We start from the raw sequence: 22886 nt of genomic DNA on the forward strand, positions 1-22886 counted from the left end.
GTATAAGATCCGGGCCGGCGCTCAGGGCACCTTCCACGGGCTCTGATGGCGTCCTGTACCCTGACTATTCGATCTGCTTGCCGGTCCGGCGGGCATTTGCAATGACTGGAGGCGTAGAACGTCATGAGGCACCTTGACCAAGCCATACAGATTGCGCTCGAGGCGCATGAGGGGCAGACCGATAAGACGGGGCGCCCTTTTTTCGAGCATTGCCAGCGGATTGCACTTCTCGTTTCCGGGGAAGACGCGCGCATGGTCGCCTATCTTCACGATGTCGTCGAGAAGGGAAGGGGATGGACGCTCGATCGATTGAGAGAAGAGGGTTTTCCGCCAAGGATCGTCTCCGCCGTCAACGCGTTGACGCGGCGAGCGGACGAGTCGGATGACGAATTCGTCATCAGGGCGGCAACGAATGCACTGGCACTGCCAGTAAAGAAGGCCGATTTGGAGGATAATCTGTGGCAAAGCGAACAAATCGGCAAGAGCGGCGAGAAATATCAGCGTGGTTTGCAGATATTGCTCGGAATGATGGGGAAAATCTAATCTCGGTTAGCAGCCCCTGGTCCGGCATTTCGGCAGTTCGATGCTCATATGCCAATCGCAGATTGACTAGGGTTCGCGGCCAAAATCCTTGCGCAATTCGGTCTTCGCCTTTTCCAGCGTTGTCCGCCTCGACTTCGAAAGCTGGTCGCCTGCGCGATTGATATAAAAGTTCAGCATGGACATCGCCGATTGAAATGGGCTGGCCTTGCGACGATGGCTTTGCTCGGCGGATTGCTTGAGTGAGTCGGCGATCTTCTTGGCGCTGCGCTGTTTGAACACGCCTTGGTCAAGATCCAGGGCGTCGCTGTTGTCGGTGACCCGCTTTGACCATTTTTTCGATTTCTTTTTTGACATCGTTCCGTTCCTCCTTGAAATGATGCCCACGGGGACAGCCGCGTCGGGAAGGCCCCATGGCATTCAGCCAAACACCGAGGGATCCTCCTGTGTTCCCGGGATGTTGACCAGCCGAACGTCACCTTCGAGGCAGACATTCGCAATCCCGGCCTTGAAGACACGCCAGGCGATATTAATTCCGAGGGGTGTTAAATTGGCGAATAGCGTTGCCCGAGGAGCAGCCGATTGAAGAGGACTGAACGGGAGCTCCGGTATCCATCCTGGCACAAGGATGCCGTAATCTATCAGCTGCACGTCAAATCCTTCTTCGACGCAAACGGTGACGGATTTGGGGATTTCGAGGGGCTCACCCAGAAACTGGACTATCTGACATCACTTGGTGTCAACACGATCTGGCTGCTACCCTTTTATCCGTCCCCCAAGCGCGACGATGGCTACGACGTCCTGGATTACGAAAGCATCAGCCCGGAGTTCGGAAACCTTGACGATTTTAGAGTCTTCATAGACGCCGCTCACGCGCGCAGGATGCGCGTCATCATCGAGCTCGTCATCAATCATACATCCGATCAACATCCCTGGTTTCAACGTGCGAGACATGCACCCGCTGGTTCCCCTGAGCGGGATTTCTACGTTTGGTCGGACACGGACGACAAGTTTGCCGAGACGCGCATTATTTTCATCGACAGCGAAAGATCCAATTGGAGCTGGGATCCGGTTGCGGGAGCCTATTTCTGGCATAGATTCTATTCGCATCAGCCGGATCTCAACTATCACAATCCCGCGGTCGTCGAAGCGGTTTTGGGCATCATGCGCTTCTGGCTAGATTTCGGAGTGGATGGTTTTCGCCTCGATGCCGTTCCCTACCTGGTCGAGCGGGACGACACCAATAACGAGAATCTTCCGGAAACCCATCAGCTGCTCAAGCGCATTAGGAAGACTCTGGATGCCAGCTATCCGGGCGTCATTCTTCTGGCCGAAGCCAACCAGTGGCCGGATGAGGCACGAGATTATTTCGGAAAGGGCGATGAATGCCACATGGCTTTCCATTTTCCGCTGATGCCGCGAATATTCATGGCGGTCGCAACCGGAGACCGCCAGCCGATCGTGACGATGATCGAGCAGACTCACGACATTCCCGAAGATTGCCAGTGGGCTATTTTCCTCAGAAACCATGACGAGCTGACGCTGGAAATGGTCACCGAGGCCGAGCGCAATTTCATGTGGGACACTTATGCGTCGGACGAGCGCACGCGCCTCAACCTCGGCATCCGACGTCGTCTGTCGCCGTTGATGGATCAAGACAGGCGTCGCGTCGAACTCCTGCACGCGCTGTTGCTCTCGCTGCCGGGCAGCCCGGTGCTCTACTACGGCGATGAAATCGGCATGGGCGATAATGTCGAATTGGGCGATAGAAGCGGTGTTCGCACACCGATGCAATGGTCCGACGGTAGAAACGGTGGGTTTTCAAATGGCGATCCCGAGGCGCTTGCGCTTCCGCCCATCGACGATGCCCGGTTCGGATTTCGCGCGCTCAATGTGGCGACGCAGGAGAATGACCCACATTCCCTGCTAAACTGGATTCGCCGCGCCTTGGCAATTCGCTCCGAGCATGAAGCTTTCGCGCGGGGCCATATTCATTTCGTCGGCACGGATAATGTCGCCGTCATTGCCTATGTCAGGGAATGCGGCGGCGATCACGTGCTTTGCGTTGCGAATCTGTCGAAGGTGCCGCAAGCGGCCGATCTCGATCTGCGCCAATATGCAGATCAACGCCTGAGGGAATTGTTTGGCGGCGCAGCATTTCCAGTCATTGGCGAGCGTCCCTGTACGCTGACATTTCCGCCCTACGGATATTTTTGGCTCCAGTTGGAGTGCCCGCCCAGGTGAGCGTGCTTGCAAGAGTGTTTTGTTCCCAGGTTTGCGTTTGCCAGCCCAACGTTTGTTGCGCGGCCGGAGGCCAACATGATCCCGATCCCTCATCACATTCGCTGAGATAATCTCGTTCCCACAAAAAAATGAGCGATCCCCCGGAACATCCGCTTGATACCGCAGTTCGATTTAGTTGGAGTATTTCCAGGAAAAGCGCGCACCGGTTTCTCAGCCTGGAAAGCGTACATTTGGGGTAAGCAAGGCCCGGCTCGCCACGAGGGGGTGGGCCATGGCGACATATCGTCCATAGGATTGTGATCGATAAACGAAACCTCGCGGGAAGAAGCGTTGGGCTTTCTCGCGCCGATCCTAGCGCATTCCGTACGCGCTAGGCGGCCTCCCGGGTGCAAGTTTGGCGGCTCGCCGAGGCGAGCGAAAGATGACGAGTTCGAACGTCCAGAACGGCAGACCTCGATGCCGGCGGTTCTCAAGGGAGCTCCTGCCGCGGCGCATCGCTCTTGATAGAAAGAGACTGTAATGATCCGGAAATCTCTGCAAAATCGGGCCTATCCCCTCGCTCCGGCCGAACTCAACCTCTGCCAACGTGCCTTCGACGCCTTCCTGATCGAGCGGGATGCTAGGCGCGACAGCGAAGAAGCGGAAGCAGCCGCAGCACTGATCATCGAGCTGTATCAAAAGGGCATCCGTGACGAAAAGCAGCTCTTGCTCCTGGCGAAGGCAGCTGACATACGAACCTGATGTCCTGCTGGCCACGCCTGCTCTCACACACGCGGCAGAGGAGCATAATGTATGGGATCACGATCCGGCGGATCGTAAGGGCCGCGATTCTCTTCAAATTCCTCCCAGCCGGTTTGTACGTAGAATGCCTGGCGCGCCGCAATATCGATCCGCGGCACGCGATCGAGAATTTCATTTGCAAGCGAAACCTGCGTCTGTTTGACCTGGGCGATAACCAGCGCCCCACCTCGGCGTAGGCTTTCCGCGTAAACATTGGCATCGTCTTTTGGAATGCCTGAACTGGTCAATGCTCCTATGATGCCTCCCGTCGCACCGCCGGCCGGGCCTTTCAGCATCGTGATAAGCCAGCCTGCGGCCACGACGGGACCGATGCCGGGAATTGACATGACGTCGAGGCTGGCCAAAAGACCACCCGCCACGGCTCCAGCGCCGGAGCATCCGGTCGCATTCGCCGCCGTTTGATTGTCTCCTTCATCGATCCTACGACCATAAAGGGTGCGAGAAATGATCGAGATGCCCTGCGATGCAATTCCGGCATCTTCCAGTAGCTCGACCGCAAGCTTTGCCTCGTAGTATTCGTCGAAAAGTCCGGCGACCATCGGCATGAACCATCTCCCTTCGTGGGTCGGAACGCATATTTGCGGATGTAACTGTCTGAAAGACCCACATGTTCCCTGCTCACGCCCACATTCTAAGGCTCATCGGGCCTGCTCCGGCCGGTTGGGAACAATCAGCTCAGTCGCCGGTTTGGCGGCATCGCAGAGCGGCGAAGAAATTCCTGGAGATGACCATGCAATTGGATCGGCGGGAACAGCAATGTGTCGAGGCTTGTCTGCGCTGTTATAGCCGCTGCCTTTCGACAGCCATGCTTCATTGCCTGCACGCAGGCGGCAAGCAGACTGGCTCCGCCCATTTCCGCTTGATGATGTCATGGGTGGAGATCCGCCAGGCTGCCGCATATTCCATGCTGGTCAGCTCAAGCCATCATTCACAGCGATGCCGGGAATGCGCAGCGATCTGCCTTGAGTGCGCCGCTGACTGCGAACATATCGGTGGCATGGCGGGTTGCGCCGATAGCTGTCGTCAATGTGCCGAGAGCTACCAACATATGGCCGCGTAAGAGATCAAATTGCCGGCGCCGCTCAACCCAATGCTTCCAGCCAACGCAGCACCGCCAATTCGTCTTCATCCATCCATTTGAGAATGGCCGATCCTTTTCGCACGCGCATTTTGGCGATTTCGCTAAGACGGCCATTGTCGAAATCCTCGAAAACGCGGGGATGAATATAGGAGCTGCGACAAACGGCACGGGTGTTCACCAATTTCGCCGCGACGCCATCGATGACGTCATTGATCTGTCTTGCTCGTCCCCTTACGGTATCCGCCGGCTTGAGTAGCGAAAGCGCTGTTGCCGCCATGCGCGTGGCACCCCATATCCGAAACTGACGCGAGCTGAAGTTGCAGCTTGTCGCTTCGCGGATATAGGCATTCACGTCTTGCGAGCGGATCGGATGGATCAGTCCGTTTTCGTCTGCATATTGAAACAAGTGCTGGCCTGGCAGTTCCTGAAGCATGCGAATAGCGCGGACGATCCGCCTGTCCGTGACGTTAAGGCGCCATTCCTTGCCGGACTTGCCTTTGAAGCGGAACTGCAGGCGCGATCCAATCGCTTTGATGTGGCGACCGCGTAGCGTCGTCAGGCCATAGGAGCCGTTTTCCACGGCATAGGCCTCGTTGCCGATACGGACAAAAAGATTGTCCATCAGCGAAACCACGGTTGCAAGCCCCTTCGCAAGGCCCGGTTTGCGTCGCCTGAGATCGATATCGACGCGCTTGCGGATGGCCGGAAGCGACCGTCCAAACTCGGCCAATTGGCCGAATTTCTCGTTTTCCCGCATGGCGATCCAGCTGGGATGATACCGGTATTGCTTGCGCCCCCTTGCGTCACGGCCGACCGCCTGCAGATGGCTGTTCGGATCCGGCGATATGACCACATCCGTGTAGGCGGGGGGAATTGCTAAAGCGGACAGCCGATCGAGCTCTTCCGAAGCGGTTATCCTCTGCCCCTCTCGATCATAATAGGAAAAGCCTGTGCCGCTCCTTCTGCGGGTTATGCCCGTTTCAAGTCCAGCAAGATAGACGATCTCTTCATTTCCCGAAGCTGGCCAATCTCCAGTCCGCGTGCCAGTTTGTCTGCCGCGGCCAGGGTCACCCGAATCGCGCGTGAAACTGTCTTCCGCCGTCGATGCGTCGCCGCGCTCATCGGGGATTACGCCCGGTATAACGACTTCCGTTTTCACCCGTGCACCGCCGTCAATCGTCGCCCTTCTGTTTCAATGCGTCGGATACCCGGCGCTTGCGAGGATGGTCGTTATTCTCGCCGTGCGCATCGCGTGCTTTCTCCCCCCCATCCTTGGCTGGAAGATATCCGGCTGGTCTTGATCCCGCCGGTCCTTCCCATCGCGGTGATTGGTCCGTGGTCCCCGGCGCGCCGTCGCGTGGTTGCTGATGTTTCATAGAGGTCTCCTTTTTGAGCGTTCGACGCGTCAGCTGACGCCTCTCTTTTGGCAATGAAACCGTCCGCACGCCGCATTGTTCCTTTTGGCTTGGCAGGGCAGGACGTTGGCGGTCGCACGGGCGCGTTCAGGTGAAGATCGGATTTCGACCCCACTTTTCGTTTGGCATGATCGCTAGAGCGAATTCAGGGAATTCGGCGCTCTTCAAAGGCCAGATCTCACTCCACACACCATTCCTCTTCGCCATGACATTCATCGGGCTTTTCGTCTTCGGCGGATTGACTGGCCTGATGCTCGCTATGCTGGCGATCGATGTCCACGTGCACGGCACCTATTTCGTAATCACCCATTTTCACTACATCATGGTTGGTGGAACCATTTCGGCATTCTTTGGTGCGCTGCATTATTGGTGGCCGAAAATTACCGGCCGCATGTGTCCGCTCGCATGGGGTCGTGTGACCGCCATCTTCTTTTTTTATTGGCTTCAATCTCACATTCTTCCCGCAATTCCTACTTGGCTACCTCGGCATGCCGAGACGCAATCATGATTATCCGCCGGAGTTTCAGGTGCTGAATGTCGTTTCGACCGGCGGTGCGGCAGTACTTGGTGTCGCTTATTTCATGCCATTGATCTATTTCATTTATTCTTTCGCTATGGTCGGCCGGCCGGCGGCGACGGGTCTGGAATGGACGATACCGTCGCCGCCGCCGAAGCACAATTTCGATCATGTACCCGTCATCGACAGACCACCCTACGACTACGAGATCGAGATGAGGAAGGATCATGCCTGACACCGAACCCGTTGCCGAACCTTTCACCGATCCCCGGCAGCAGCATCGAGCGGCCATGATGGGCATGTATGTCTTTCTCGGCAGCGAAATCATGCTGTTTGGAGGCCTGTTCTGTGTCGCTGCGGCCATGCGAATGGCCCATTCGGCGGAGATCGTGCACGCCTCGCATGCCTTGCATTTTGGCATTGGCGGGATGAATACCGCGATCTTGCTGACCTCGAGCCTGCTCGTCGCGCTGGGCGTCGAGAGCGCAAAAACAGGCCAGGCTGGATCTTCTGCTCGCCGGTTTGCCGGCGCCTCGATGTCGGGTTTGGCGTTCCTGGCTCCTAAAGCCTATGAGTACCGGCTGGAATTCGCCGAAGGACTGCTACCGGTGCCTGGAATAGAAGCGCGCTATGACACAAGTATCCAGCATCTTTTCATGAATCTTTATCTGTCGGCGACTGCTTTGCATGCCGCCCACTTGACCGTCGGTATCCTGCTTTTGTTGCTGTTGTCATTTCAAACGGCGCGAGGCGCCATTGCACTCCCGCAACGCTCTATAGTCCTTGTCGTCGCCGGGCTATATTGGCATCTCGTCGATGTGGGTCTGGGTCTTTCTCTATCCGGTATTTTATTTGGCAGGTAAATACCCGATGTTACGGCAGATAAATCCGCTGGTATCACTCTGAATCATGCTGCTTGGTCTGCTCGGTATCACCATCTGCGCCAGCCTGCCGTTGAGCGGCGTAGCTGGCCTTGCTGCGAGCTTGTCGATTGCATTGTTGAAGTCGGCGATGATCTATTGGCGCTACATGCATCTGGACGAAGAAGATGCGTTAAACCGCATCGCGGCCCTTGCTGCTTCTGCGTGGCTTCTCGTTTTGCTGCTCTTCCTTGGCATCGATTACTGGACGCGTGCTTTCTCCTAGCGAAGCGCTTATCGCCCGTTGTTTACGGGAACATAAGCGAGCTCCGCTTGTTGGACGCCATCTGCGTCGGGGAATGGCGGCGCGTAACAAGCGGAGATAGATCATGGCAAAGACGGTTGGCGATTTCATCGTGCAGCGCCTCCACGATTGGGGCGTACGGCGTATGTTCGGCTATCCGGGAGACGGCATTAACGGTCTTTTCGGTGCCTTGAACCGTGCAGAGGGAAAAATCGAATTCACCCAGGCCCGTCACGAGGAGATGGCGGCTTTTATGGCATCGGCTTATGCGAAATTTTCCGGTGAACTGGGGGTCTGTATCGCGACCTCAGGTCCGGGCGCCACGCACCTCGTCACAGGCCTTTACGACGCGCGGCTTGATCATCAGCCGGTCTTGGCACTGGTTGGCCAACAGGCCCGGCGTGCCATTGGCGGGCACTATCAACAGGAGGTCGATCTCGCCTCGCTCTTCAAGGATGTCGCCGGCGATTTTGTGCATCAGGCAGCCACGCCTGCGCAGATCCGGCACCTGATCGATCGCGCCGTGCGGATCGCTCTTGCCAACAAGACCGTAACCACCGTCATCCTGCCGAACGATTTGCAGGAAATGCCTTATGAAACACCGCCGCGCAAGCATGGTTCCGTGATGTCGGGCGTTGGCTATACGGCGCCGAGAACTGTGCCGCATGAAATCGATCTGAGGCGTGCCGCCGAGGTGCTGAATGCCGGTGAGCGGGTTGCGATTCTAGTCGGCGCTGGTGCGCTCGGCGCGATACAGGAGGTGATCGCGGTTGCCGATCGCCTCGGCGCCGGTGCCGCCAAGGCGTTGCTCGGCAAGGCGGCGCTGCCCGATGATCTTGGCTGGGTTACGGGCTCGATCGGCCTTCTCGGAACCGAGCCATCATGGGACCTGATGCGCGATTGCGATACGCTATTGGTGATCGGCTCCGGCTTTCCCTATTCGGAATTTCTTCCCGAGGAGGGCGATGCGCGCGGCGTTCAGATCGATATACGACCGGATATGCTTTCCCTGCGCTATCCCATGGAGGTCAATCTGGTCGGCGATGCGCGTGAAACCCTGGAGGCGCTGTTGCCGCTCCTGAAGCAAAAGCAAGATCTTTCCTGGCGCAAGAAGATCGAAGCCGCCGTCGGCAAGTGGTGGAGAACGCTCGAGATACGGGCACATGTGGAGGCCAATCCCGTTAATCCGCAGCGCGTTATCTGGGAACTTTCGCCCCGCCTTCCCGACCGGGCCATCGTCACTAGCGATTCCGGTTCGTGCGCCAACTGGTATGCTCGGGATCTCCGCATGCGGCGCGGCATGATGGCTTCCTTGTCCGGTGGCCTCGCGTCCATGGGGGCGGCCGTTCCCTATGCGATCGCGGCCAAGATCGCTCATCCGGACCGGCCTGTCATTGCACTCGTGGGCGACGGCGCCATGCAGATGAACAACATGGCCGAACTGATTACCGCTGCCAAATATTGGCGAAACTGGCCCGATCCCCGGCTGGTGGTCTGCGTTTTCAACAATGAGGATCTCAACCAGGTGACTTGGGAACAGCGCGTCATGGAAGGGGATCCGAAGTTCGATGCGTCCCAGCGTATTCCGAATGTCCCCTATCATCGCTTTGCCGAGCTCATCGGTCTGCGGGGCGTCTTTGTCGACAAACCGGAAAATCTGGGAGCCGCGTGGGATGAGGCGCTCGCCGCCAAACGTCCCGTCGTCCTCGAGGTCAAGACTGATCCGGAGGTGCCTCCCATGCCGCCGCATCTGACTTTCGAGCAGATGAGCAATCTTACCGCCGCTTTATTAAAGGGGGATCCGGAGGAAAGCGGTGTCGTCAAAGGTACGTTGAAGCAGGCGCTCAGTGCCATTCTCCCTGGCCGCAAATAGCCAAAACAACACCCGCCGAACAAAGAGCTCGGCGGGTGTCGCCTGTCGCCAGACGGAGGCTTTCCGGCAACATGAAAGCCTTACCGTTCAAGCGAGCATGCGTATTGCGGGTTCACGGTCCCAATAGCGTTTGGCTGCAGCGCCCGGAATTGAAACGAGGTCGACGACGCCGGCATCGGGCTGAATTCCCGCCTTGTCGAGAAGCGCTTTGGCAGGAGCGTCGTGGCCGATCGCCTTCAAATGCCCGAACGCGTCCATCACCCATTGCACGGCCGCAGCTTCTTTGGCGAGCGTAGCGGCACCCTCCTTGGAAAGGACAACGGCAACCGCGTCGAAGATCTGCGACGGCGACCCAAGAAGTTGCCCGTCGGCTCTGATCGTATTGCCGTCGGAAAGCTTTGTGTCGCCGATCCTCGGCGCTACAAGGAAGGGTGTTGCTTTGGCCTCGTTCAACAGATCAACGAGATCGGAGACCGCTTTTGCGTCGCTCCCGGCGGCAATCAATATGCCTATTTTTCGCCCCTCGAGGCTCTCTTTCATATTCCTATGAATGGACAGGGCAGGGGATGCGTCGAGGTCGATCGGTTCGCGCGCCGGCGCGTTCTTTTGGGGCGCAACCAGACCGAGGCCGGCGGCAACACGATTGGCGAGCGCGGTGTCGACATTCATAAGATTGCCGACCATACGGGGTGGCACATGCTCCATTTGTACCTTCGACAATTCGAAGACGAACGCCGAAGCGATATGGGCCTGCTCCGAGGGTGTCTGCGATTTCCAGAACAGGCGGGCCTGGCTGTAATGATCGGCAAAAAGCTCTCCGCGAATGCGACGTTTGTCACCCTGCTCCGCCTCGCCAATCTGATGCTCGTAGGTTTGAAAGCCGCTGACGGGACATTCACGCGGACCGCCGGCTTCGCCATCGTCGCCAAGACTGTTGGGCTCATAATTGGCTCGACCCTTCGGCACCGCCATCTGCATCTGCCCGTCACGTTGAAAATTCATGACCGGACATTTCGGTGCATTGATCGGCAGTTGGTGGAAGTTCGCGGTGCCCAGACGGGATTTCTGCGTATCGAGATAGCTGAACAGACGTCCCTGCAGCAATGGATCGTTGGTGAAATCGACACCAGGAACGATATTGGCAGGGCAGAACGCCACCTGTTCCGTTTCAGCGAAGAAATTGTCCGGATTGCGGTCGAGCACCAACCGCCCGACGATCTTGAGCGGCAGTATCTCTTCGGGGATGATTTTCGTGGAATCGAGGACGTCATAGGGAAGGCTTTCGGCAAAGGCATCGTCGAAGAGCTGCAACCCCAGTTCCCATTCCGGAAATTGCCCTGCCGCGATGGCCTCGAAAAGATCGCGACGATGATAGTCGTTATCGGCTGCCTGCAGCTTGAGAGCTTCGTCCCAGACCAGGGATTGGATACCCAGCTTCGGCTTCCAATGAAACTTAACGAAGGTGGATTTGCCGGCTTCGTTGACAAAGCGAAAAGTGTGAATTCCGAAGCCCTGCATCATGCGGAAGGAACGGGGAATAGCGCGGTCGGACATCGCCCACATCAGCATATGCGTCGATTCCGGCATCAGGGACACAAAGTCCCAGAAGGTGTCGTGGGCGGAGGCGGCCTGCGGATAGGCCCTGTCCGCCTCCATTTTGACCGCATGCACGAGGTCCGGAAATTTCATCGCATCCTGGATGAAGAACACCGGGATATTATTGCCGACGAGATCCCAATTACCCTGCTTGGTATAGAATTTCACGGCGAAGCCACGCACGTCCCGCGGCGTGTCGACAGATCCTGCGCCGCCGGCAACCGTGGAAAATCGCACAAAAACGGGCGTCTTCTCGCCCTTGCGCTGGAACAGATCGGCGCGAGTGATATCAGAAAGCGGTTCATAAAGCTCGAAGAAGCCATGGGCGGCCGACCCCCTCGCATGAACGATCCTTTCGGGGATCCGCTCGTGGTCGAAATGGAAGATCTTTTCACGCAGAACGAAGTCTTCCAGCAGCGTCGGTCCTCGCTGGCCTGATTTCAGGCTGTTCTGGTTGTCTGAGACCCGTATGCCTTGATTGGTCGTCAGATGATCGACCGCGTCATGGGACACCTTTGCCGTAATCTGCTGATGCGTCTCGCCGCCTTCACCGCGTGATGTTTCGAAATTCATCTCGCTCGCCATGCTGTTCTCCTTTTGTCGAACTCATGTTCGTATCGGGTTCGCGAGGTCGAACCTTTGCCGCTCGGCATTGTTCCTGGTGAGGGGCGAGGCAACAGATTTCAAAGGTCAATCAAGGCGATGCCGAGGTCCTTTTGATGACGGCGATGCAGATCTGCGGGCGTTTCGACGACGGTTGCTTCCAATGTCGGGTGAACGATGCCGTCGAGGAAATGGCCGCCACGAGTAGATCCGTCCGCAAGGCCGAGAACGGCATGAAGATGCAAACTTGGCTTGCCGTCATCACCGGTGGCGATATCGCCCACCAAGCTCAGCACCTCGCATTGCTCTACGATTGGGATCTTGTGGTAGTTGCGATTTGCGAAATCGAACCAGCCGACGGTCGCCGTTTTGAAGGCTCCGATCGCAGTAATCGAGGCCGCGGTCAAATGCTGGTCCGCGGCGAATGCCCGGAGGGTGGAGAAAGCCTCCTCATTGGTGTCGAGCACGACGATATAGGTCTTCTGCCCGTTCTGGAGCTCGATTTTCTTGAAATTCATGACAGTCGCCTCCGCTTTAATCTTGCGCCGGCTGGCCATTGGAAGCCGAAACCCCGCCATCGACGGCGATATTGGCACCGGTCACGAAGCTTGCATCGTCGCTTGCCAGAAAGGCGATGACGGCGGCGACTTCATGCGCCTCGCAGACACGACCGAGCGCAATGCGCTGCGTGAATTTGGCGACGAGTGCATCGTCCTTGAGCATGTCCGTGGTCATGCCCGTCCGCGTCAGGCTCGGACATACCGAATTGACGCGGATACCTTTCTTGCCGAGATCGAGTGCCAATGCCCGTGTAAGATTGACGACACCACCTTTAGCGGCGTTATAGGGGCTCATTCCCCAGTCGCCCCCTGTCCCCGAAACGGATGCGGTATTGATGATCGCGCCCTTGGTTTTCTCAAGATACGGAATGGCGGCGCGGCATCCGAAAAACACGCCGTCAAGGTCGGTGGCCATGACATTGCGCCAACGCTTGTCGGAAATGTCGCCGGGTTCGCCAGCCTCGTGGACGCCCGCATTATTGACGATCACATCAAGCCGACCGAACCTGTCCACAACGGCCAAAACCATCGCGTCGACTGCGGCCGATTGCGAGACGTCCACCACCTGCGCCATGCTGCGTTCGGCTGGCAGGTCGGCAATGACCTTGCTCAGGGCCTCGGCGTTGCGATCGACAAGACCGACATTGGCACCTTCCTCCGAAAACCGCCGGGCGGTGGCTTCTCCCATTCCCGAGGCTGCGCCGGTCACGATCACGACTTTTTCCTTGAAACGATGCATTGGAGCGTCCCTTTCCAAACGAATTATCGGATTGGCCTTGCGTGCAGAACCGCCAGACGGCGCCAAGGTTCCTGCAGGCCCAGTTGTCATCGATTTTTGCCAATCGATGGGAACCCGGCGCCAACCAGCGGGTTCGGAGATGAAGAAATCCAACGAGCACGAGGCCCTGGAGACAACCATGGTTACCTACCCCAAGCCACCATTCCCACAACAGCAGCAGTCTATGCCTGGTCACACGGCCGCCATGCATCCGGCGCCCGATCACGGAGAAGACAGCTATCGCGGATCGGAGAGACTTGCCGGCAAGAGGGCGATCATCACCGGGGGCGACAGCGGTATTGGCCGCGCGGTCGCGATTGCTTTCGCGCGCGAGGGGGCGGACATTCTGATCGCCTATCTTAACGAGGATGACGACGCGCACGAGACCCGACGCTGGGTCGAGAAGGCAGGCCGCAAAGCGATTCTGGTTTCAGGCGATATCCAAGATCCGAAGCATTGCCGCGATATCATCGACAAGGCCGTGACCGAACTCGGTGGGATTGACATCCTTGTGAACAATGCCGCGCATCAGGCAAGCTTTCACGATATCGGCGACATCAGCGACGAGGAATGGGATCTGACGTTCAAGGTCAATATCCACGCCATGTTTTATCTGACCAAGGCGGCCGTGCCGCATATGAAGCCGGGCAGCGCCATCATCAATACAGCGTCGATCAATTCGGACAATCCGAACCCGACATTACTTGCCTATGCCACAACCAAAGGCGCTATACAAAATTTCACCGCAGGCTTGGCGCAATTGCTCGCGGAAAAGGGCATTCGCGCCAATGCGGTCGCGCCTGGACCTATTTGGACGCCGCTAATCCCTTCGACCTTGGCGCCGGATGCCGTCGAGCATTTCGGAAAGCAAGTGCCGATGAAACGGCCCGGTCAACCGGCGGAGCTGGCAACGACATACGTCATGCTCGCTGACCCGCTCTCCAGCTATGTCTCGGGAACCACGGTCGCCGTCACGGGAGGCAAGCCCTTGCTGTGATAGCTGGATTGTTTGTTGCACAGACAGAGACCCGAACTACCGCCCATTTGTCGGGAACATTATGGATGGGACGCGGGTTAACCTTTGTCCGTTCCGTGATGCCGAGAAGATGACCGCGCTTGGGCGCGGGCGAGACGCTCGCGAGGAGGCCAGATGGACCGTCAGCCGCAAGCAGGTCGCCGCATGATGATCTTTGTTGCGACGATTTTCGTTCTTGCCTGCGTTATCGCCGTCTATTTCACCTTCGAGTTACATCCTGGTGAACCTGCACTTCCAGATGGCACAACGCAATCGTCTCAGACCCAGTGACGCCATCCCGCACTGTCAGGGACAGATAGCTTTGCGGTTTTCCGCGCGCCAAGTTTCGCCACAAGCAGCGATAGGAGGATATGATGAGTAGCAGACCACCACCGGTTCCCGAAGCAAACCGAAGCGATAAGGGCGTCGGCGATCACGCCAGACCGTCCGTATCCGACCCCCGCAAGCCTGACATGTCGGTCGATCCCGAAAAGAAGGGCCAGCAGGGAAATAGCAAGATCAACACCAGCCACCAAGGTCATCAACAGGATCGATAGGGAGGTGCCAATGTCGACTTCGACGAAGACGCCGGCCAGCATCCGCCAAGGCGGTCCGGGCGCATCGCATGAAAATGCCAAGGCGCCATTGAATATTCCAAAGCCGGCCGCCGAGCCCGATCGGCGCGACCGAAGCAAGGTTTCCGGCGGTGGCGGAGAACGCGATCGTCATCATGGTCACGATCCCAAGCGAAAGGGCGGCAAGTAGTGCAGCCTGTAGAAGAATGTCCGCTTTTGTTGAAATCGCAAAGCTCGCCTATGGCGGGCTTCAGCTTGGACGGCTGTGTTCCTCATGATCGAGTTTTGGCCATGAGATTCGTCCCGATGCCACCCTTTCTCGCGTCCGCGACAAAGCAGATCGGTCGAAGTCAGATAGCCTTTCTGCGGAAATAAATATTGGAGACACCGGCATGGTCGATCGAGATCTTCATGTGATGCCTCGTGCTTCATATCGCCCTTTTCACATTGTTCTCGTTCCAATTGCGATGGTTTGCTTCATCGGCGCATTGGCAACGGATTTGGCTTATTGGAAATCCGCCGAAATGATGTGGGCGGATGCATCTGCATGGCTGCTGGCGGTTGGTCTCTTGTTCGGCTTGGTCGCAATCATCGCTGCAGTTGTCGACGCTTTCACCAGGCGCCTTTCCTTAATGCAAGGTCCCATCTGGCTCTATGCGATCTGCAATGCTCTTATCCTCGTTCTATCGTTCCTGAACGCGCTGGTGCATAGCCGGGACGCGTGGACTTCCGTCGTTCCCATGGGGCTTATCCTTTCTACTGCGACAGTCGTCTTCATCCTTATCGCGGGCTGGATATGCTGGGCGCTGATCGACTACGAAAGCACTGGAGTCGAGCCATGATCATCAGGAAAAGCGAGACGATGGCTGCGGTCCTTGTCTTTGGCGCGACCTGCATTCTTTCCGGCTGCAGCCAGAACGAAGAGGATCCCGGTGGACAGATCGGACCAAATCCGGTGCTGCCAGCCCAAACGCAATATCTTTTCCCGCCAATGCACGTCGCCAAGGTCATCGGCTGGCAAAACGGTGAAAAGCCGCAAGTTGCAAAGGGATTGCAGATCAAGGCACTTGCGACGGGATTGAAACACCCCCGCTCGGTCTATGTGCTGCCGAATGGTGACATTCTTGCGGTGGAATCCGTCGCCCCGCCTGAGGCTTCGGTCAAGCGGCCGAAGGACCTGATCATGGGCTGGATCGAGGCAGCGGCGACGTCGGCGGGCGGCAACGAAGGCAGCAACCGCATCACCCTGTTGCGCGATGCCGATGGCGATGGCGTTGCCGAAACGAAGAGCGTGTTTCTCGACCATCTCAATTCTCCTTTTGGCGTTGCTCTCGTCGGCAGCGATCTCTATGTCGCAGAGACGGACAAGATTACGCGCTACCCTTACAAGATGGGGGAGACAAGCATCCCCGAACCGGGAACGAAGCTGACCGATCTACCGGGCGGCCCGATCGATCACCATTGGACAAAGAGCCTTGTGGCCAGTCCGGACGGATCGCTGCTTTACGCCGGTGTCGGATCCAACAGCAACATCACGGAAAACGGCATCCAAGCCGAGATGGACCGAGCCTCCATCTGGGAGATCGACAGGGCTACGGGACGTCATCGCATTTTTGCGGACGGCCTCAGAAACCCGAACGGCCTGTCCTTTCAGCCCGAAACCCATGCCCTGTGGACCGTTGTCAACGAGCGAGACGAACTGGGGTCCAACCTCGTCCCGGATTATATGACCTCGGTGAAGGAGGGCGGTTTCTATGGTTGGCCATACAGCTATTTCGGCAAGAATATCGATCCTCGCGTCATGCCGCAAAGGCCGGACCTGGTTGAGAAAGCAATCGTTCCCGACTACGCACTTAGTTCGCATGTGGCGCCGCTCGGCATGGTCTTCTACATGGGCGCCAATCTGCCCGCGGCCTATCGCGGCGGCGCGTTCGTCGGCGAGCACGGGAGTTGGAACCGCTACCAATTCAATGGATACAAGGTCATCTTCGTTCCCTTCGCGGGCGGGCAGCCAAAAGGCGCTCCGCAAGATGTGGTGACCGGTTTTCTGAACGGCGATGATGAGGCGAGAGGGCGGCCTGTGGGTCTGGCGGTCGACAATGCCGGTGGCCTTCTGATCGCGGACGATGTCGGAAACACCGTTTGGCGCGTTAGTGCCGCAACGCCGTGATCTCTCGCGAAAAGGCAATGGCTGGAAATACGAAGCCACGCACCGTGGGTGTTTTCCTTGTTATATGTGAGGCCGCAGTCGATGCGCTGATAGCGAAAGACGATACAGCTGCTACTTGCTTTTGTCGGTCTCGCTCTTAAGTGAGTCCATAGCGTATCCAATGGAGGTTCCGGTGTTCAAACATCTGGTTTTGCTTACTCTTACGCTGATCCCGTCGGCCGCATTCGCGCAATCGACCGATCTCGAGGCAACCTGCAAAACGGTGGCCAAGAATTTTTTCCTGTCCGATGGGCTCTCGATCGGCGCGATCCAATCCTTTCCCGAGTTGAAGCCCCCGGGTGTGCGCATGGCTTATTCCGCGCGGCAGGGAACGGCTCCGTCGGAGATGAGCGACACGTTCGAATGTGAGTTCGACAAGACGGACAAGCCTCATAACCTTGCCAAGTTCTGCGTATCGAGCACCTGCTACACGGCGAACGACCAGGATGCCGACCGGAAACGACGGTTCGAGGAAATGCGGATTCTTTTGCAGAGAGCCGAAAAGTAAGCAAAATCTTACGGATAAGATGGACGGTAGGCGCGGCGCGCTTCGCCGATGGCGGAGACGCGGCCACTTCATGCCCGTCGAAGGCGATGAATATTTCAACGGCGATCAGCGGACTGTTTCGCCATGCATTTGCCAATGCATGAAGCCGCGCTTTTTATTCCGCAAGCCTCCCCCGGGCGAGGATGAAAGCTCGGCGACAGTTTTTGTCGGTGAAGAAAAAAAATTACAAATTATCCCGGAAATATTCAAACGGCGTTGACTTTGCGCTTATTTGACGCATTATGATGAAAATAAATTACATAAGAAGCGATGAGTGGGTGAACATACGAACGGGAGCTAAATCTGTCGACGAAGCCGATGGCGGCTGTGGTCGACCTTTGATTTCATGAACGGTCATCCCATACGGCGGCTTTGCCAGTCCCGAGCCTCGCTTGAACGAAATGGGCGAGATGATCCGGTGCTGATCGATTTCCGGCTCCGACACTCTGTTTATTCAGGTAACAGATATGCGCATATTCACTGCCTCGTTGGCGACTGAAACAAACACATTTTCTCCCGTTCCGACCGATATGAACGCGTTCAAGGCGGCATTTTATGCTGGACCAGGCGAGCATCCGGACACGCCGACCCTGTGCTCCTCGGTCGTGCCGATCCTGCGCCGCCGTGCCAAAGCGGAGGGGTTCGTCGTCATCGAGGGCACCTCCTGCTGGGCGGAGCCGGCGGGGCTGATCCAGCGGCAGACCTATGAGATGCTTCGCGACCAAATCCTTGCCGAACTGACCGCGGCGATGCCGGTCGATGCCGTCGTTCTCGGCCTCCACGGCGCGATGGCGGCTCAAGGCTACGACGATCCCGAAGGTGACTTGCTGTCGCGGGTTCGCGATATTGTCGGCCCAACGGTGCTAGTCGCTGCGGAGTTCGATCCGCATAGCCATCTGACCGCGCTGCGTGTCGCCAATCTCGATATCATGGCAACCTTTCTTGAGTTTCCGCATGTCGATTTCGAGGAGCGCGGCGAGCACGTCGTCGAATTGACACTTCGCACGCTCCGGGGCGAAATCAAGCCGGTCATCTCATCGTTCGATTGCCGCATGATCACCATCTTTCCCACCAGCCAGGAGCCGATGCGATCGTTTGTCGACCGCCTGAAGGCTATGGAAGGTGAGAACGGCGTGCTTTCCATCTCCGTTATCCATGGCTTCATGGCCGGCGATCTGCCCGATATGGGCACGCGCATCGTCGTTTTGACCGACAATGACAAGGCCAAGGGGGATTCCTTGGCCGCTGCGCTCGGCCGCGAACTCTATGGCTTGCGCAAGCAAGCAGCCATGCCGATGTTCGATACCGAGGCCGGTCTCGATCGGGCGATAGCAATCCGCGTCGCGCATCCGGAGATGCCGGTAACGATCGCCGATATATGGGACAATCCCGGCGGCGGTGTTGCTGGCGATGCCACGCATATTCTGCGGCGGATGATGCAACGCGGCCTGGATGATTTCGCCGTTGCGACGATCTGGGATCCGATCGCGGTGACCTTCTGTCACGCCGCGGGCGAAGGGGCAGTGCTCAACCTGCGCGTTGGCGGCAAGTCGGGTCCGGAAGGCGGCGAGCCACTTGATCTTCGCGTCACCGTACAGCGGCTCTTCCATGCCGGATGGCAGAGTTTCCGCAATAGCCGCGTCACGCTTGGCAGCACGGCCGTGGTTCGTCCGGTCGGGACGAATATCGACATTGTGTTGATCACCAGCCGAACACAGACCTACGAGCCGGATATCTTCTCCAATCAAGGCGTCGATTTTACGGGAAAGGCCTATCTGCTGGTCAAATCGACCAATCATTTCCATGCTGGTTTCGTGCCGGTTTCCTCCGAAATCATCTATGTCGCAGCGCCGACCTCCTATCCCACGGATCCAGCAACGACACCCTATCGCAAGGCGCGCCTCGACTTGTGGCCGCGCATCGCCGATCCGTTGGGATTGGACGCATGAACCGTTAGCAGAGAGGAACCGGCTGCCGGCCTTAAGAGAGACACTCGACCAAATGCCAACGAAAATAGAAGGGGAATAAGATGAAGAAAAGCGCATTTGCTTTGATCACGCTGGCCATGATTGCCGGCACAAGCAGCTTGGCGACCGCCCAGTCCTCGAATGGCGTCCTGACCGTCGCCACGATCGGTGAACTGCCGACGCTCGATGCCATGCAGACGCCGACCGATATCGTGCTGACCGTCGATCAGCATATTTTCGAGACGCTCTACACCTACGATGCCCAGTGGAAATCCGTTCCGTTGCTGGCGGCCGCCATGCCGACGATTTCGGACGATGGCCTTACCTATCGCATCCCGCTGCGCGAAGGCGTGACGTTTCACGATGGCAGCGATTTTGACTCGAAAGACGTTGTCGCCTCGCTGAAACGCTGGATGAATGTCAATTCCAAGGGCAAGCAGGTTGCCGGCATCGTCGATACCCTGGCGGCCGATGGCGATCATACCGTCATCATCAAGCTGAAGTCGCGTTATGCGCCGCTACTGGCAACGTTGTCGCAGTCTTCGATCATCCTTCCCTCGGAAAAGGTCGCCGATACGCTTACCGATTTCATCGGCACCGGCCCCTATATGCTGAAGGAGCGCAAGCCGGACCAGTACACCCAGCTTGTTCGCTTCGATGGCTACAAGTCGCCTCAGGGCGAGCCGAACAACTATGCCGGCAAACGTGAAGCGATCGCCAAGGAAATCCGTTTCGTGCCCGTGCCGGACGCCAATACTCGCGTGGAAGGTCTGATCTCCGGGCAGTTCGATTTTGCCGACTCCCTACCGGTCAGCGCCTATGAGCGCATTGAGAAAAGCGGCAACGCCAAGCCCGTGATCTTCGAAAATACCGGCTGGGTTTCGCTCAACATGAACATGAAGCAAGGTCTGCTGGCCAAGAAGCCGCTGCGGCAGGCGGTGCAGGCCGCACTGAACTCCTCGGACATGATGCTTGCCGCCTTCAACGATCAGCGCTTCTTCAGCGTCGATGGTTCCATCTTCCCGAAAGGGTCGTTCTGGCACACCGAGGCGGGTGTCGTTCGCTATGGCGAAGGCGATCCCGAAACGGCGGCGAAGCTTCTGAAGGATGCCGGATATGACGGCACGCCGCTGCGGCTTCTGACCAGCCGCCAATACGAGTTTCACTATAAGATCGGAGAAGTCGCCAAGGCCTATCTTGAGGCCGCAGGCTTCAAGGTGGATATGCAGGTGGTCGATTGGGCGACGCTGACGACCCGCCGCGCCGATCCGAAGGAATGGGATATCTTCATCACCCATTCCAACTTTCCCGGCGATCCGACGACGATCAACACCATCACCGACAGCTATCCCGGCTGGTACGTGTCCGACCAGAAGGCCAAGGCGGTCTCGGCCTATATGGACGCCACGAGCGACGACGCAAAACAAAAGGCCTGGGAGGGCATCCAGACCGTGATCTACGACGATGCGCCGCTCTACAAGGTCGGCAACTTCAACGCTCTTTCGGGGCTCTCCGCGTCGGTCACCGGCTATACGCCGACCTATTGGCCGCATTTCTGGAACGTCACTCCGAAGAAATAAGGCTTGAAGCACATGGCAAAGATCGCCCAGGCGCTTTTGAGACGTCTCGGAGGCATGGTGATTGTGCTCGCGCTCGTCGTCACGGTCGTCTTCATCATCGTCCGGGTTACCCCGGGCGATCCGGCGGCCGTGATGCTAGGGGCCGACGCCACCCCGCAGGACATTGCGCAGCTGCGCGCCAAGATGGGGCTCGATGCGCCGTTGCTGGTTCAATACGTCCAGTTCGTTCTGGGCCTGTTGAAGGGAGACCTCGGGCAATCGATCTTTCTCAACCAGCCGGTCACGCATGCGCTGGCAGCCCGCGCCGAGCCGACCTTCTTCCTGACGCTGTTCTCCATTCTGATCGCCACGGCGATCGCGCTTCCCGTCGGGATCATCTCGGCGGTCAAGCGCGGAACGCTCTTCGATCAGATCGTCGTTGTTCTGAGCATGGTGGCCGCGAGTGTGCCGAGTTTCTGGCTCGGACTGATGCTGATCCAGATCCTCGCCGTCGGCCAAGGCTGGTTTCCAGCCTCCGGATATGGCGGCCCAGACACTGATTTTCTCGAGCGCCTGCACCATCTGATCCTGCCAGCAATCACGCTCGGTATCGTCAACTCCGCCATGATCACGCGCTTCACGCGGGCTGCAATGCTCGATGTGCTCGGCGATGACTATGTGCGCACAGCCCGTGCCAAGGGTGCGAGCGAACGCCGCGTCATCCTGAAGCACGCGCTGAAGAATGCGCTGATCCCGATCATCACCGTTATCGGCCTCTCCGTTGCGATGCTCGTCGCCGGTGCCGTCGTCACGGAAACCGTCTTCGGATTGCCCGGTGTCGGAAATCTGGTCGTGTCCGCTGTCCTGCGGCGCGATTATCCGGTGATTCAGGGCGCGCTTCTCGTCGTCGCCGCCATCTATGTTCTCATCAATTTCATCGTCGACATGCTCTATATTGTCGTCGATCCGAGGGTCCGCCTATGACGGCCGGTTCTTTCACTTTGCCGCTCGTCGCAAGCCTGCGACGCCTCTTTGGCAATCGCGCCATGCTGCTGGGTGCCATCATTCTGCTTGTCGTCATCCTCGCCGCCATCCTGGCGCCATGGATTGCCCCTTACGCGCCGAATAAGCTGTCGATCATCAACAAGCTGAAAGGGCCATCGGAGGTTCATATCTTCGGTACCGACGAGTTCGGGCGCGACATCTTCTCGCGCGCGATCTTCGCAGGCCGCGTTTCGCTGCTGGTCAGTCTCGGTGTGGTGTGCATTTCGACCGTGCTCGGCGTGTTTCTCGGTGTCATCGCGGGGTATTTCCGCAAATTCGATGCCCCGATCTCGCGCCTGCTCGATGCCATGATGTCGTTTCCTGACATTCTCCTTGCTATCGCCTTGGTCGCGGCGCTCGGGCCATCGCTGGTAACGGTGATCCTGGCGCTTGGTATTACCTACGCACCACGACTGGCCCGCATCGTCCGGGGCTCGACCTTGGTCCTCAGAGAACTGCCCTATATCGAAGCGGCAATCGCCATGGGTCTGCCGACCTCGCAGATCCTGTGTCGCCATGTCCTGCTCAATCTGGCGTCACCCATCCTGGTGCAGGCGACCTTCGTCTTCGCCTCTGCGATGCTGGCCGAGGCAAGCCTTTCATTTCTTGGTGTCGGCGTCTCCTCCGACACTCCGACCTGGGGCACCATGCTCGCGTCAGGCCGGGAATTCATGAACAACGCGCCCTGGCTCATGGTCTTTCCCGGCCTCGCCATCGTCTTTTCGGTCCTGTCGTTGCAATTGCTCGGCGATGGCCTGCGCGATCTGGTCGATCCGCGCCTCGCGAAGGAGAGCTAAT

General features: G+C 57.8%; 26 protein-coding genes and 1 pseudogene. 20 read left to right on the forward strand and 7 right to left on the reverse strand.

Annotation, left to right across the window (positions count from 1 at the left end):
- Positions 1-123: 123 nt before the first annotated feature.
- Positions 124-543, forward strand: coding sequence for an HD domain-containing protein (locus tag HGP12_RS13125; protein ID WP_168879023.1), 420 nt, complete (start codon positions 124-126; stop codon positions 541-543).
- Between the two features lie 66 nt (positions 544-609).
- Here HGP12_RS13125 and HGP12_RS13130 read toward each other — a convergent pair whose 3' ends face one another.
- Complete coding sequence (locus HGP12_RS13130; protein WP_168879024.1) at positions 610-897, reverse strand: DUF3175 domain-containing protein; 288 nt, start codon at positions 895-897, stop codon at positions 610-612.
- A 225-nt stretch (positions 898-1122) separates the two neighbouring features.
- On the opposite strand from HGP12_RS13130, the pseudogene treS reads away from it, so the two are divergent.
- Positions 1123-2769: pseudogene (gene treS, locus HGP12_RS13135) on the forward strand (maltose alpha-D-glucosyltransferase); the annotation flags it as partial.
- Positions 2770-3303: 534 nt separating this feature from the next.
- Positions 3304-3525, forward strand: coding sequence for a hypothetical protein (locus HGP12_RS13140; protein WP_168840623.1), 222 nt, complete (start codon positions 3304-3306; stop codon positions 3523-3525).
- Positions 3526-3548: 23 nt separating this feature from the next.
- Here HGP12_RS13140 and HGP12_RS13145 read toward each other — a convergent pair whose 3' ends face one another.
- The 3 genes from HGP12_RS13145 to HGP12_RS34015 all read right to left on the reverse strand — a co-directional run bounded on the left by HGP12_RS13145 (position 3549) and on the right by HGP12_RS34015 (position 6042).
- Positions 3549-4130 (reverse strand): hypothetical protein, encoded by a 582-nt coding sequence (locus tag HGP12_RS13145; protein ID WP_168879026.1) that lies wholly within the window; start codon positions 4128-4130, stop codon positions 3549-3551.
- A 537-nt stretch (positions 4131-4667) separates the two neighbouring features.
- Positions 4668-5825 (reverse strand): DNA topoisomerase IB, encoded by a 1158-nt coding sequence (locus HGP12_RS13150; protein ID WP_312862876.1) that lies wholly within the window; start codon positions 5823-5825, stop codon positions 4668-4670.
- Between the two features lie 13 nt (positions 5826-5838).
- Complete coding sequence (locus tag HGP12_RS34015; protein WP_168879027.1) at positions 5839-6042, reverse strand: hypothetical protein; 204 nt, start codon at positions 6040-6042, stop codon at positions 5839-5841.
- Positions 6043-6172: 130 nt separating this feature from the next.
- On the opposite strand from HGP12_RS34015, the gene HGP12_RS34465 reads away from it, so the two are divergent.
- From HGP12_RS34465 to HGP12_RS13175, 5 genes are all read left to right on the forward strand, one after another.
- Positions 6173-6589: a cbb3-type cytochrome c oxidase subunit I gene (locus HGP12_RS34465; RefSeq protein WP_312862877.1), complete on the forward strand. Its 417-nt coding sequence runs from the start codon at positions 6173-6175 to the stop codon at positions 6587-6589.
- A complete protein-coding gene (locus tag HGP12_RS34470; RefSeq protein ID WP_281408506.1) occupies positions 6570-6833 on the forward strand; it encodes a hypothetical protein in 264 nt (87 codons plus the stop codon). The genes HGP12_RS34465 and HGP12_RS34470 overlap by 20 nt, the downstream gene beginning before the upstream one ends.
- The gene (locus tag HGP12_RS13165; RefSeq protein WP_168879028.1) at positions 6826-7461 is read left to right on the forward strand and encodes a cytochrome c oxidase subunit 3; all 636 of its coding nucleotides are present in this window, start codon (positions 6826-6828) and stop codon (positions 7459-7461) included. Before HGP12_RS34470 ends, HGP12_RS13165 begins: the two co-directional genes overlap by 8 nt.
- Positions 7462-7507: 46 nt before the next feature.
- Positions 7508-7744 (forward strand): cytochrome C oxidase subunit IV family protein, encoded by a 237-nt coding sequence (locus HGP12_RS13170; protein WP_168879029.1) that lies wholly within the window; start codon positions 7508-7510, stop codon positions 7742-7744.
- Positions 7745-7847: 103 nt separating this feature from the next.
- Entirely contained in the window at positions 7848-9635 is a 1788-nt protein-coding gene (locus HGP12_RS13175) for a thiamine pyrophosphate-requiring protein (protein ID WP_168879030.1), read from the forward strand.
- An 87-nt stretch (positions 9636-9722) separates the two neighbouring features.
- Here HGP12_RS13175 and HGP12_RS13180 read toward each other — a convergent pair whose 3' ends face one another.
- The 3 genes from HGP12_RS13180 to HGP12_RS13190 form a co-directional block, all read right to left on the reverse strand.
- Complete coding sequence (locus HGP12_RS13180) at positions 9723-11816, reverse strand: catalase (RefSeq protein WP_168879031.1); 2094 nt, start codon at positions 11814-11816, stop codon at positions 9723-9725.
- A 98-nt stretch (positions 11817-11914) separates the two neighbouring features.
- A complete protein-coding gene (locus HGP12_RS13185) occupies positions 11915-12352 on the reverse strand; it encodes a PPC domain-containing DNA-binding protein (RefSeq protein ID WP_168879032.1) in 438 nt (145 codons plus the stop codon).
- 16 nt (positions 12353-12368) lie between these two features.
- Positions 12369-13133: an SDR family NAD(P)-dependent oxidoreductase gene (locus HGP12_RS13190; protein WP_168879033.1), complete on the reverse strand. Its 765-nt coding sequence runs from the start codon at positions 13131-13133 to the stop codon at positions 12369-12371.
- Between the two features lie 178 nt (positions 13134-13311).
- Between HGP12_RS13190 and HGP12_RS13195 the strand changes: the two genes are divergently transcribed.
- The 12 genes from HGP12_RS13195 to HGP12_RS13250 all read left to right on the forward strand — a co-directional run bounded on the left by HGP12_RS13195 (position 13312) and on the right by HGP12_RS13250 (position 22885).
- Positions 13312-14169: an SDR family oxidoreductase gene (locus tag HGP12_RS13195; protein ID WP_168840605.1), complete on the forward strand. Its 858-nt coding sequence runs from the start codon at positions 13312-13314 to the stop codon at positions 14167-14169.
- Positions 14170-14322: 153 nt separating this feature from the next.
- Positions 14323-14478, forward strand: coding sequence for a hypothetical protein (locus HGP12_RS13200; RefSeq protein WP_168879034.1), 156 nt, complete (start codon positions 14323-14325; stop codon positions 14476-14478).
- An 83-nt stretch (positions 14479-14561) separates the two neighbouring features.
- Positions 14562-14744 carry a hypothetical protein gene (locus HGP12_RS13205; RefSeq protein WP_168840603.1) on the forward strand — a complete coding sequence of 61 codons (183 nt, stop codon included), beginning with the start codon at positions 14562-14564 and terminating at the stop codon, positions 14742-14744.
- A 10-nt stretch (positions 14745-14754) separates the two neighbouring features.
- On the forward strand, positions 14755-14952 hold the full coding sequence (locus HGP12_RS13210; RefSeq protein WP_168879035.1) for a hypothetical protein: 198 nt from the start codon (positions 14755-14757) through the stop codon (positions 14950-14952).
- Between the two features lie 202 nt (positions 14953-15154).
- Positions 15155-15604 carry a DUF2231 domain-containing protein gene (locus HGP12_RS13215; RefSeq protein ID WP_168879036.1) on the forward strand — a complete coding sequence of 150 codons (450 nt, stop codon included), beginning with the start codon at positions 15155-15157 and terminating at the stop codon, positions 15602-15604.
- The gene (locus HGP12_RS13220) at positions 15601-16932 is read left to right on the forward strand and encodes a PQQ-dependent sugar dehydrogenase (RefSeq protein ID WP_246703360.1); all 1332 of its coding nucleotides are present in this window, start codon (positions 15601-15603) and stop codon (positions 16930-16932) included. Before HGP12_RS13215 ends, HGP12_RS13220 begins: the two co-directional genes overlap by 4 nt.
- Before the next feature lie 172 nt (positions 16933-17104).
- Positions 17105-17479: a hypothetical protein gene (locus HGP12_RS13225; protein ID WP_312862878.1), complete on the forward strand. Its 375-nt coding sequence runs from the start codon at positions 17105-17107 to the stop codon at positions 17477-17479.
- A gap of 70 nt (positions 17480-17549) precedes the next feature.
- Positions 17550-17738, forward strand: coding sequence for a hypothetical protein (locus tag HGP12_RS13230; RefSeq protein WP_168879037.1), 189 nt, complete (start codon positions 17550-17552; stop codon positions 17736-17738).
- Between the two features lie 247 nt (positions 17739-17985).
- Positions 17986-19467 (forward strand): M81 family metallopeptidase, encoded by a 1482-nt coding sequence (locus HGP12_RS13235; protein ID WP_168879038.1) that lies wholly within the window; start codon positions 17986-17988, stop codon positions 19465-19467.
- Positions 19468-19547: 80 nt separating this feature from the next.
- Complete coding sequence (locus tag HGP12_RS13240) at positions 19548-21065, forward strand: ABC transporter substrate-binding protein (RefSeq protein WP_168879039.1); 1518 nt, start codon at positions 19548-19550, stop codon at positions 21063-21065.
- Between the two features lie 21 nt (positions 21066-21086).
- Entirely contained in the window at positions 21087-22028 is a 942-nt protein-coding gene (locus HGP12_RS13245; RefSeq protein WP_168840761.1) for an ABC transporter permease, read from the forward strand.
- Positions 22025-22885, forward strand: coding sequence for an ABC transporter permease (locus HGP12_RS13250; RefSeq protein ID WP_168840597.1), 861 nt, complete (start codon positions 22025-22027; stop codon positions 22883-22885). The genes HGP12_RS13245 and HGP12_RS13250 overlap by 4 nt, the downstream gene beginning before the upstream one ends.
- The last annotated feature ends 1 nt before the right edge of the window (position 22886 follow it).

Source organism: Rhizobium sp. P28RR-XV, assembly GCF_012641385.1.
GTDB lineage: Bacteria > Pseudomonadota > Alphaproteobacteria > Rhizobiales > Rhizobiaceae > Rhizobium.